Source organism: Mesorhizobium sp. WSM3860 (assembly GCF_002294995.1).
Classification (GTDB): domain Bacteria; phylum Pseudomonadota; class Alphaproteobacteria; order Rhizobiales; family Rhizobiaceae; genus Mesorhizobium.
Genome location: NZ_NSGF01000020.1, coordinates 81,979 through 93,547 on the forward strand (window position 1 = coordinate 81,979; position 11,569 = coordinate 93,547).

The 11,569-nt window shown below is 65.4% G+C and carries 7 protein-coding genes; 4 read left to right on the plus strand and 3 right to left on the minus strand.

All coding sequences use genetic code 11. The features are described 5' to 3' along the window. Positions 1–65: 65 nt before the first annotated feature. Together CK220_RS25580 and CK220_RS25585 are read right to left on the minus strand one after the other, a co-directional pair. Positions 66–1,862 carry an acyl-CoA dehydrogenase gene (locus tag CK220_RS25580; RefSeq protein WP_095814203.1) on the minus strand — a complete coding sequence of 599 codons (1,797 nt, stop codon included), beginning with the start codon at positions 1,860–1,862 and terminating at the stop codon, positions 66–68. A gap of 229 nt (positions 1,863–2,091) precedes the next feature. Then, positions 2,092–2,553: a MerR family DNA-binding transcriptional regulator gene (locus tag CK220_RS25585; protein WP_095814204.1), complete on the minus strand. Its 462-nt coding sequence runs from the start codon at positions 2,551–2,553 to the stop codon at positions 2,092–2,094. 461 nt (positions 2,554–3,014) lie between these two features. Here CK220_RS25585 and CK220_RS25590 point away from each other — a divergent pair, with 461 nt between their 5' ends. The 4 genes from CK220_RS25590 (at position 3,015) to CK220_RS25605 (ending at position 10,496) form a co-directional block, all read left to right on the plus strand. Then, positions 3,015–7,172 carry a peptidoglycan-binding protein gene (locus CK220_RS25590; protein ID WP_095814173.1) on the plus strand — a complete coding sequence of 1,386 codons (4,158 nt, stop codon included), beginning with the start codon at positions 3,015–3,017 and terminating at the stop codon, positions 7,170–7,172. Between the two features lie 190 nt (positions 7,173–7,362). Continuing rightward, positions 7,363–8,280, plus strand: coding sequence for a sulfite exporter TauE/SafE family protein (locus tag CK220_RS25595; protein WP_095814174.1), 918 nt, complete (start codon positions 7,363–7,365; stop codon positions 8,278–8,280). Further along, complete coding sequence (locus tag CK220_RS25600; RefSeq protein WP_095814175.1) at positions 8,280–9,068, plus strand: TIGR02186 family protein; 789 nt, start codon at positions 8,280–8,282, stop codon at positions 9,066–9,068. The genes CK220_RS25595 and CK220_RS25600 overlap by 1 nt, the downstream gene beginning before the upstream one ends. A gap of 171 nt (positions 9,069–9,239) precedes the next feature. After that, positions 9,240–10,496, plus strand: coding sequence for an Hsp70 family protein (locus CK220_RS25605; RefSeq protein ID WP_095814176.1), 1,257 nt, complete (start codon positions 9,240–9,242; stop codon positions 10,494–10,496). 12 nt (positions 10,497–10,508) lie between these two features. Here the strand turns inward: CK220_RS25605 and CK220_RS25610 are convergent, their stop codons facing one another. Next, the gene (locus CK220_RS25610; protein WP_095814177.1) at positions 10,509–11,417 is read right to left on the minus strand and encodes a LysR substrate-binding domain-containing protein; all 909 of its coding nucleotides are present in this window, start codon (positions 11,415–11,417) and stop codon (positions 10,509–10,511) included. Positions 11,418–11,569: the final 152 nt, after the last annotated feature.

The window sequence follows — 11,569 nt, forward strand, 5'->3', positions numbered from 1 at the left end:
CGGGCGACCCCTCCCGGCCCTTCGGGCCACCCTCCCCTCAAGGGGGAGGGGGACACCGAGCATTTCTAGAACGCTTCCGCCGGCAGCGCCATTAGCGTATCCGCGCCACTGGAAATGCGGGCAAGGCGCATCGCCGTTTCCGGCATGATCCGCTCCATGAAGAAGCGCGCCGTCACCAGCTTGTTGTCGTAGAATGAGGCGGTCCCATTGGCACCTTCGGCGAGCTTCGTTTGGGCGGCCTTGGCCATCTGGCCCCACATGTAGCCCAACGCGACAAGGCCGAAGAGATGCATGTAATCGGTCGAGGCTGCGCCCGCATTGTCGGGCTTGGCCATGGCATTCTGCACCAACCACATGGTCGCCGCCTGCAGATCGTTGAGGCCCTTCTTCAGCGCCTTGGTCAAGGGCGCCATCTTGTCGTCGGCGCGGTTTTCCTCGCAGAATTCGCCGACCTCCTTGAAGAAGGCCTGCACGGCGCGGCCGCCATTCTGCGCCAGCTTGCGGCCAACCAGATCGAGCGCCTGAATGCCGTTGGCGCCTTCGTAGATCATGGCGATGCGGGCATCGCGGACGAACTGGCTCATGCCGTGCTCTTCGATGTAGCCGTGGCCGCCGAACACCTGCTGCGCCATCACGGCGTGATCGAAGCCCTTGTCGGTCAGCACGCCCTTGACCACCGGCGTCATCAGACCGGTGTAGTCGTCGGCCGCCTGGCGGTCCTTGTCGTCACCGGAGCGGTGCGCGACGTCCGACTTGATCGCCGTCCACAGCGCCAGCGCGCGGCCGCCCTCGTTGAACGCCTTCATGGTCATCAGCGAGCGGCGGATATCGGGATGGACGATGATCGGGTCGGCCTTCTTGTCCGGCGCCTTGACGCCCGACAGCGAGCGGCCCTGGAGGCGGTCCTTGGCGTAGGAGGCCGCGTTCTGGTAGGCGATCTCCGAGACCGAAAGCCCTTGCAGGCCGACGCCGAGGCGGGCTTCATTCATCATCGTGAACATGGCCTTCAGGCCACCGTTCAACTCGCCGAGCAAGGTGCCCTCGGCCTCGTCATAGTTCATGACGCAGGTCGAGTTGCCGTGGATGCCCATCTTCTCCTCGATCGAGCCGCAGGAGAGCGCGTTGCGCGCGCTGACATTGCCCGAGCCGTCGAGCTTGAACTTCGGCACGATGAACAGCGAGATGCCTTTGACACCTTCCGGCGCCCCTTCGACACGGGCCAGCACCAGATGGACGATGTTGTCGGCCATGTCGTGCTCGCCGGCGGAGATGAATATTTTCTGGCCGGAAATCCTGTAGGTGCCGTCGCCGTTGGGCACGGCCTTGGTGCGCAGCAGGCCGAGATCGGTGCCGCAATGCGGCTCGGTCAGGTTCATGGTGCCGGTCCAGACGCCCTCGATCAGCCTGGGCAGCCAGGTGGCCTTCTGCTCGTCCGTGCCATGGGTGACAATGGCCGCGATAGCGCCCTGCGTGAGGCCGGGATACATCATCAGCGCCATGTTGGCGGAGACCATGTATTCGGAGACCGCGGTGTGGACGGTGTAGGGCAGGCCTTGGCCGCCGAACTCGGCGGGTGCCGCTAGGCCCATCCAGCCGCCCTCGCGATACTGGTTGAAAGCGTCCTTGAAGCCTTTGGGCGTGGTCACCCTACCGTCGTCATGGCGCACGCAGCCTTCCATGTCGCCGATCCGGTTCAGCGGATGCATGACGTTTTCGGCGAGCTTGGCGCCTTCGGCAAGGATCGCTTCGACGACGTCCGGCGTCGCGTCCGCGAAGCCCGGAAGATTAGAATAGCGCTGGTAGCCGAGCACGTCGTTGAGCACGAACAGCGTGTCCTGGACGGGCGCCCTGTAGATCGTCATGCCTTCCTCCACCCTTGCGGTCCCGGCCGGCCAGCAAGTTCCCGATCCGGATCCGGAGGGGAGGCCGAGCCAATGTCGATGCCCCGATAGCAAATTTTGACGTTTGCGTAAACGTCAACTTCGTCGCAGCCTGAAAGTTTTTGATGAGCGGGGGCTCCAGGGCAACAAAAAAGCCGCGCGGCTGCAGCCACGCGGCTTTCTCCATCCTGGGCTTGCCGTTAGCGCGAAATCAGCTGGCGGCGCTTGCCTGCGGCGCGGCCCGCTCGGTCAGCATCTGGCGAACGATCGCCATCGAATTGCTCAGGTCGCTTATAGCCTCCTCGACCAGCGCGCGCTGCTTCTGCAAGCGGGTAAGCTGCTTCTCGGACTTGTCGAGCGCCAGCCGCAACTGCTTGGTGTTGGATCCGGTCGGATCGTAAAGATCCATCATCTGCTTGACGTCGCGCAGCGAGAATCCGACCTTGCGGCCGAGCAGGATCAGCTTCAGCCGGGCTCTGTCGCGGCGCGTGTAGAGACGGGTCGAGCCGTCGCGCTTCGGATTGAGCAGGCCCTTGTCCTCGTAAAAACGCAGCGTGCGCAAGGTCACGCCGTATTTCTTGGCCATCTCGCCGATGCGGACGAATTCTTCGTCGGCCTCGACCGATATGTGATTGCTATTGGCCGCGGCTTCGCCGGGCGAAACAAGTTTCATGGTCACTGGCTTTCCCCTGATGGCGTCGCGGTCAGGGACCAAACGTCGCCTGAGTGGAAGCGGGGGCGTGCTTCCAATCGTGGTTTCGACAATTCAATCGCAAGAGGCACGGCTTCGCACCTTTTACGTTTACGTCAATTCTATACCGACAGCCGGCACCTGACGCAAGGGCGTTGTCGGAACATCGCTTTATGCCGCACTCGGATGCCAATAGGGCGGGCGGCTCAGGATTATGCGCCACTTCTTAAGCTTGGTTAACGCCTTGTTTACCACGTTGGGCGAAATGTGCGCATGTCGGTCACCCGTGTTTATCCTGTAGCGAATTTTTCACGGTTTTCGAAGCGCGGGTGAGAAACCCGGGAAGCCCGTCTTCCTCCGCAGCAAAACCGCGCGGACGCCTTCGTTCCCGGCAGACTCTGGGAAACCGGTCTCGGCCGGTCATTCTGAACACGGGCGCATCGATGAACAGCAAGCGGTCCTATCTCGATACACTCAACGCCGGCAGGCAGCGCCGGTCGCAGACCTCGCTGGAGGATCTGAGCCGCTCGCTCGAAACGCTCGAGCAGCGGCTGGAGCGGACGCGCAGCGACCCGCCCGAGCGCCCCGATCCGCGGCGACCGGCCGCCGAGCCGCGCTATGCCGCCGCGCAACCTTATGGTTCGCCGCGCTGGTACGAGGACTCCTACACCCCGCAGAGGGAACAAAATCGCGGAACGCAAAACCGGGGGCCGCAGAACCCGGCGCCCGCCACTTCCGACTTCGCCCCCAACTATCAGGCCATTGCCCGCGACATCGACAGGGTGCGCGGACAGGAAGACGGCGTCGCTATGGTGGGCAAGATCGCGGTCGAACTGCGCGGACTGCGCGAGGAGTTGCGCCATCAGATGACCGCCGGCCTGCAGCGCGAATTCGACGCGCTGCGTGAGGATATCGATCGCGCCATGCAGGCGGCGAGCCAGCACGGCGCCCCCGCCGACAAGAACAGCGCCGAGCTCGGCCTCGAGTTCGAACGGCTTTCCGGCGCCATCCACACGCTTGCCGAAAAAAGCGACGATCGCAGCGTGAACCTGCTGCGGCTGGAGTTGGAGCAGGTCAAGGCGGCGCTCGACACGCTGGCGCGTGAGGAAAGCGTGCGGGCCGTCGACCAAAGCGTGCGGGCCGTCGACCGCCGCTGGGACGATTTCGATCGCCGCTGGAGCGCCTTCGAGGATCGCGTTGACGCCGACCAGCGCCAGCGCGCCGAGGGTCGCAACCTTTCGGCGCTTACCGACCGCCTCGAACAGATCAGCAGCGCGGTCAACAACCTGCCGCAATCGCTGTCGCTTGCCTCGCTGGAGGAAAAGGTGCGCACCCTCGCCGGCGCGGTCGACCGTTTCGCCAGCCAGCAGACGATGCGCGGCGGCGAGACGCTTGCCATGATCGACGAGCGGCTGGACGAGATCTCGCGCGCCATCGTCGCCTCGACGGTGGCCGCACAGGCCAATGCCTTCGATCCGGAAACCTTCGGCCGAATCGAGAAACGGATCGCCTCGCTGGCGGAGCAGATCGAGGAGGTCGCGCAGTCACGTCCCGGCGCCGAGGTCATCGACCGCCTCAACCTTCTGTCCAGCCGTGTGGACGAACTCGCCGGGCGCGCCCACCTGCCGGAGCAGGCGATGGAGCGTCTCGGCAGGCAGATTGCTTTGATCACCGACAAGATGGACAGCGCGCCGGCGATGCCCGACGCCGACCATATCTTCCAGGGCCTGGAGCAGCGCTTCGACGCGCTGTCCACGCTGCTCGAGCGCCGGCAGGGCGACGCCATCGAGCAGGGCAACATGCTGTTCCGCGACCTCGAGCGGCGGTTGGACGAAGTCGCCGACAGGCTCGATCAGCGCATGCGGCAGGACGACGGCGCCGGTATCATGGAGGCGATCGACGCCCGCTTCACCGCGCTTGCCAAGCGCATCGAGACGCGCGCGCCCGATCCCGCCAACGAGATGGCGATCCGTGGTCTGGAAAGCCGGCTCGAGGACATTTCCAGCCGGCTGGAATCCTCCGCCGCGCAGGTCGCCGGCATCGATCCGGCGCTGATCCGCAGCCTGGAGTCGCAGGTGACCACCCTTTCGGCGCATCTTTCGAAGCCGAGCGCGCCACTGCCCGATTTCGAGGACATCAGCCCGCGCCTCCACGAGATCGAGAAGTCGCTGGCCGGCACGCGGGATTCCATACTCACCGTCGCGCGCGAAGCTGCGGAGAACGCCGTGCGGTCACTGGGCGAGTCGAGTTCCGGCACGGCTGCTTCCAACGCAGCCGCCGTGAGCGGGCTCGCGCAGGACCTGAAGACGCTCGAAGCGCTCACCCGCCGTTCCGACGAGCGCAATTCGCGCACGTTCGAGGCGATCCACGACACGCTGCTCAAGATCGTCGACCGGCTCGGCTCGCTGGAGGCCGAAGGTCCGAGTGAAGCGGTCAGCGAACTGATCGACGCGCAGCCAGGCGGCAAGCGGGCCGCCCGCACCGGCAAGATCGCCGTACAGGACGCGCCGTCGATGGATATCGACCAGCCGCTGCCACTGACCGGAGACATCGCCGATCTCGATGCGCGCGCCGCCTCCATCCTGCGCAACGATCCGGTTTCGCGAAACGAGCCGGCTGCACGAGGCGAACCTGTTACGCGTGGCGAACCTGTTACGCGTGGCGAACCTGTTATGCGTGGCGACGCCGCCGCTCGCACGCCCGCCGAGGCCGCGGCCGCCGCCGCAATGGCCGCGCTCGGATCGGGCGAGATTGGCGAAAAGGCCGAGGCGACCGGCCGCAAGAAGTCGATGTTCAGCGGCCTGGCGCGCGCCTTCAAGGGCAAGAAGAACGAGGACACGCCGCCGCTTGCCGGCTCGGCGCCGGCCGGCGACGTTCCGACCGTCGACATTGATGAGCCGCTCGATCCCAGAGCCGCCAACCGGCCGCTCGAGCCCGGTTCCGGCGCGCCGGACCTCAACGCCATCATGAAGCGCGTACGCGACGAGCGCGGCGGTCAGCCGGCCAAGCGCAGCGAGACAGATGCCGCCAAGTCCGATTTCATCGCGGCCGCCCGCCGCGCGGCGCAGGCCGCCGCCGCGGAAGCCGACGCGCTGAAGCGGCAGTCGACGATGACCGGCCCGGTGAAGGCGCTCAGAATCGGCGATCTGCTCAAGGCGCGGCGCAAGCCGATCCTGATGGCGGCGGCCGCAATCATGATGGCGCTGGCCGGCCTGCAGCTCGGCAAGGCCTTCTTCTCCGACCCCGCGCCGGTCGCCAGCAATGACGTCGCGCCGATGGTCTCCACCCAATCGGTCGAAACCGCCTCGCTCGATGCCAGCACGCCCAAGCCCGACACGGGCGCTGCGCAGCCCGAGAGCGCGCCGGCGCGTGTCGTCAGGCAGGCCGAGCCGTCGAAGGACGATCCAACACCACAGGCCCCCTTCCAGCCATCCGCACCCGAAATGCCCGCGGCCGCGGCGCCAGCCGAACCGGCGCCCGCCCCGGCGACTCTGTCCGCGCCAGCCCGCCCTGCGCCGATGGCTTCGGCGACACCTTCGGAGCCAGTCTCTCCGGCTGCGAACGGGCCTGCCATGGACAAGGATGGGGATGCGCAGCCCACCATCAGCGCGCCGGCGGCGAGCACAGCAGTGCCCGGCGTCGCGGCAGCCGGCGCTTCCTCGGCCGGCACGCCGGCAACCACGTCCGCCGACACCACGGGCACCGTCCCGCCGGCCGGCGGCCAGACGGCAGTCTCGGCCGCCAAGATCGATGTCCCGGCCGATATCGGTCCGGTGGCGCTGCACGACGCGGCCGCAGGCGGCGATGCCAAGGCCCTGTTCGAGATCGGCTCGCGCTACGCGGAATCGCGCGGCGTCAAGGAAGACATGGCGGCGGCCGCCAAATGGTATGAAAAATCCGCCGAACTGGGCTTCGCGCCGGCCGAATACCGAATCGGCAATTTTTACGAGAAGGGCATCGGCGTCGCGCGCGACATCAAGAAAGCCAAGACCTACTACCAGCTCGCGGCGGAACAGGGCAACGCCAGCGCCATGCACAATCTGGCGGTTCTGTTCGCCATGGCGGCGGACGGCGTGACCGACAATGAGTCGGCCGCGCACTGGTTCCAGGAGGCGGCCGACCTCGGCGTCAAGGACAGCCAGTTCAATCTCGGCATCCTTTCGGCCAAGGGCGTCGGCATGAAGCAGAACCTCGAGGAATCCTACAAATGGTTCGCCCTCGTCGCCAAGACCGGCGACAAGGACGCCGCGGCCAAACGCGACGAGATCGCCAATGCGCTGAGGCCCGAGCAGCTCGAGCGGGCGCGCGCCGCCACGGACCTGTGGAGGGCAAAGCCGCTCAACGCGGCCACCAACTCGGCCGACATTCCGGAATCCTGGCAGGACAGCACGCCGCAGACCACCGCCAGCATCGACATGAAGAAGGCGGTGAAGAACATCCAGCTGATCCTCAACAAGAACGGCTATGATGCCGGCGGCGCCGACGGCGTGATGGGCGACAAGACCAAGAACGCCATCATGGCCTTTCAGACCGACAACAAGATGAAGCCGACCGGCGAGATCGATGCGCCGCTCGTCAAGGCGCTGCTTGCGCACAAATAACGGCAGGGGCGTCGCTTCCGCGACGGCTTGCCACAGATTTGCCTGTTAACTGATTGAGACGGTTTTCGTTTCGGCGCGGCGCCGGGGTTTGACCCTGGCGCCGCGCCGCGCAAGAAAAAATTGGCTTTTCGGTGCGAAACTGCCGGGGACGGCGGCATTCGCCGACAGGCAAACTGATCGAGACAGACGGGTGGGCATCTATCTCCCGATCGCGGAAATTTCCGTCAACGTCTTCGTGCTGCTCGCGATGGGCGCGGCGGTGGGTTTTCTGTCGGGCATGTTCGGGGTCGGCGGCGGCTTCCTGATCACGCCGCTCCTGATCTTCTACAACATCCCGCCGGCGATCGCGGTGGCCACGGGCGCCAACCAGGTCATAGCCTCCTCCTTTTCCGGCGCGCTGTCGCACTTCAAGCGCGGCACGCTCGACTTCAAGCTCGGCGGGGTGCTTCTGGCCGGCGGCATCGTCGGCTCGACCGCCGGCATCTATGTCTTTGCGCTGCTGCGCCGGCTTGGCCAGTTGGACCTCTTCATCTCTCTGCTATACGTCGCGCTGCTCGGAACGGTCGGCGGGCTGATGCTTGTCGAGAGCGTCAACGCGCTGCGCGCCAGCCGCAGCGGCGCGGCGCCGGTGCTGAAGAAATCCGGTCAGCACAACTGGATCCACCGGCTGCCGTTCAAGATGCGCTTCCGCGCCTCGAAGCTGTTCGTCAGCGTCATCCCGGTGCTCGGCCTCGGCGCGGCAATCGGCTTCCTGTCGTCGATCATGGGCGTCGGCGGCGGCTTCATCATGGTGCCGGCGCTGATCTACCTGCTCAAGGTGCCGACCAACGTCGTTATCGGCACCTCGCTGTTCCAGATCATCTTCACCTCGGCCTACACCACGCTGGTGCATGCCACCACCAACCAGACCGTCGACGTGATCCTGGCCTTCTTGCTGATGGCGGGCGGCGTTGCCGGCGCGCAATATGGCGCCAAGGCGGGCCAGCGGCTGCGGGGCGAGCAGTTGCGGGCGCTGCTGGCGCTGTTGGTTCTGGCCGTCGCCATCCGCCTGGCAATCGACCTTTTCGTGACGCCGCCCAATCGCTATTCGCTCGCGGGCCTGACCTGATGGGACCGTTGAGAGCGTTCGCAGCCGCCATCCTGTCGCTCGCTGCCGCAGCACTGCCGGCGGCGGCGCAGACGCCGGCGACGGAAAGCATCCAGATCGGCTTGTCGACCGACGCCATTTCGATCACTGCCGGTTTTTCCGGCGCTGACCTCACCATTTTCGGCTCGCTGGAAAATCCCGATCCGCTGGTCGCTCGCCAGGGACGCTATGATGTCATCGTCGTGCTGGAGGGTCCCGCCCGCCCCGTCGTCGTGCGCCGCAAGGACAGGGTGCTGGGCGTCTGGATCAATCTGGAATCGGAGACTTTCGAGAATGTGCCGGTGTCCTATTCGGTGGCGACGACCCGTCCGCTGCAGGACATCACCGAGCCGAACAGCTACAAGCAGCTGTCGCTTGGCGCCTCGAACCTCTACATGCAACCGGCCGAGCCCAGCGACAGCCCCATGACGATCGAGGAATTCACCTCGGCACTTCGCGAGCGCAAGGCGGCGACCGGCCTCTACAGCGAGAATGTCGGCGGCGTCCAGTTCCTGTCGCAGAACCTGTTCCGCGCCACCGTCCGTCTCGCGCCCAACATCCCGGTCGGCACGCACAAGGCGCGCGCCTTCCTGTTCAAGAGCGGCATGTTCGTGAAGGAGAGCTCGGCCCAGCTCGAAATCCGCAAGTCCGGTTTCGAACAGTCGATCTTCCGCGTCGCGCACGATTATTCCTTCCTCTATGGCGTGTTCGCCGTGTCGCTTGCCATGCTCACCGGCTGGCTCGGACGCATCGTCTTCCGCAAGGATTGACGTTTTTCGCGGAATGAGGGTTCCCCTTTTCCCGGATTTGGGATAAGTCGCCGCCTCCCAGCTCGGGGACAAGCACACATTCAATTCGGCAGAGCGGTCCGGCGACCGGATGACGGCGCGTTGTCCGACGCCGGCGATGCGCCGCGACGAAACCAATTACGGGAGGCTGCTATGCATCCAGCATTCGGCGGCATCGATTTCGGCACGTCCAATTCCACAGTGGGCGTGATCCGCGACGGCCGGGCGCGACTGGTGGCGCTGGAGGGCGAACAGCCCACCTTGCCGAGCGCCGTCTTCTTCAACTTCGAGGACGGCCACACCTATTTCGGCCGTCGCGCGATCGCCGACTACACCGACAGCGTCGAGGGCCGGCTGATGCGCTCGCTGAAAAGCGTTCTCGGCAGCTCTTTAGCCAACGAGAAGACGCGCATCAAGGCGCGCCTGATCGGCTTCACCGACATCATCGGGTTTTTCATCAGCCATTTGAAGAAGCGGCTGGAAGAGGACGCCGGCGGCCCGGTCGAACGCGTCGTGCTCGGCCGGCCCGTGCAGTTCGTCGATGACGATGCCGACGCCGACGCCAAGGCGCAAAGCGAGCTCGAAAAGGCGGCGCGCGCGCAAGGCTTCAGGCACATCGCCTTCCAGTTCGAGCCGATCGCGGCGGCGCTCGATTACGAACAGAACGTCGCCCGCGAAGAGCTGGCGCTGATCGTCGATATGGGCGGCGGCACCTCCGACTTCTCGATCGTGCGTGTCTCACCGGAGCGCGCCCGCTCGGACGACCGCAAGGGCGACATATTGGCCAATCGCGGCACCCATATCGGCGGCACGGATTTCGACCGGCTGCTCAGCATCGCCCATATCATGCCCGAGCTCGGCTATCTGACGCCGACCAAGGACGGCAAGCGCAATCTGCCGGCAAGTTATTTCATCGACCTCGCGACCTGGCAGCGCATCAACCTCGTCTACACCGCGAAGGCGATGTCGGATTTGAAGCAGATCCGCTTCGAGGCCGAGCGCGCCGATCTGGTCGACCGTTTCATCCACATCGTCGAGCATCGTTACGGGCACGCGATGGCCGGCCTGGTCGAAAGGGCCAAGATCACGCTGACAGACCAATCCTCGGCCGAGGTGAAGGTGTCGCTGCCCGGCGCACGCTTCGCGGCCGAGATCACGCGCGCCGGCCTCGAAGAGACGATCGGCGGCGACATCGAACGGGTGGCCGCGACGGTCAGGCAGACGATCGCCGATGCAGGCGTTCGAGCTTCGGCCATCACCGCCGTGTTCCTTACCGGCGGTTCGACGGCGATCCCGCTGGCAAAGCGGCGGATCCTTTCGCTTGTGCCGCAGGCCTCGGTCATCGAAGGCGACATGTTCGGCTCGGTCGGGCTTGGGCTCGCGCTTGATGCGCGACGCAAATTCGCCTGACGCTTCCTTGCCCTAGCCCCTGCCCGTCGACGACGCGTCCTGCTTGCCGGTGAGATGCGCCTTGAGCGCCATTTGCGCGAGGCTCGCCTGCCGGTCGCGATGGGTAATCATGGCGAAATCGCGTTTCGGCAGATCGACCGGCACGGATCGCAAGCTGCCTTCCGCCAGCGAGCGCGCGATGACGAGCTCGGAAATTATGGTCGCGCCGGCACCAGCCTCCACCGCCTGACGCACAGCCTCGTTGCTGGGCAGGACAAGAAAGATCTGCAACTCCGCCGGCGGAACTCCTTCACTGCGCGCAAAATCCTCCAGCGCCTCGCGCGTGCCCGACCCGCCCTCCCTGATGATCCAGCGCAACGACCTGATGTCGAGGTTTCCCGCCGGCGTCGTCGGAAGCTCGGGATGTGAGCCTGCCACGACCAGCATGGGGCGATCCTCATCGACGGTGGCGCGCCGCAATATGTCGGACTCGGTGCGGCCCTCGACCAGCCCGAAATCGGCCCGGCCGTCCAGCACATTGGTTTCCACTTGCCGCGTGTTGCCGATGGTGACGCTCAGGCGCACAGCCGGATAGGCCTCGTGAAAGGACGCCAGGCGCCGCGGCAGCCAGTAGCTGGCGATGGTCTGGCTGGCCGATATCGACAGGCTGCCGGTGATGGTCTGGGAAACATGCTCCAGCACGTTGTGGGCAGCCGCTGCCCGTTCCAGAACAGCCTTGGCTTCGGGCAGGAACCGGTGGCCGGTCTGCGCGAGCTCGATGTTGCGGCCGACCCGGTTGAACAGCCGCACGCCATGCTGGCTTTCAAGCGCGCGGATGGCGGCGGAGGCGGCGGATTGCGAGATGCCGAGCAGGTCGGCCGCCTTGGTCATATGGCCATGCTCGGCGACGGCGACGAAGATGCGAAGCTGATCGAGGGTCATGGCCAACTAAGAAGCAAAATCGATCGGAATTACAAGAGCGGCTTGTTAGACAGATTAATCGCTTTGTTCTAACTTTTTACCCGAGCTTGGAAAAAATTGGCCGTTCTGCCGCCAAGGTTGGAAATGATCGGGCGCTTCAAATCTCTGTTCGC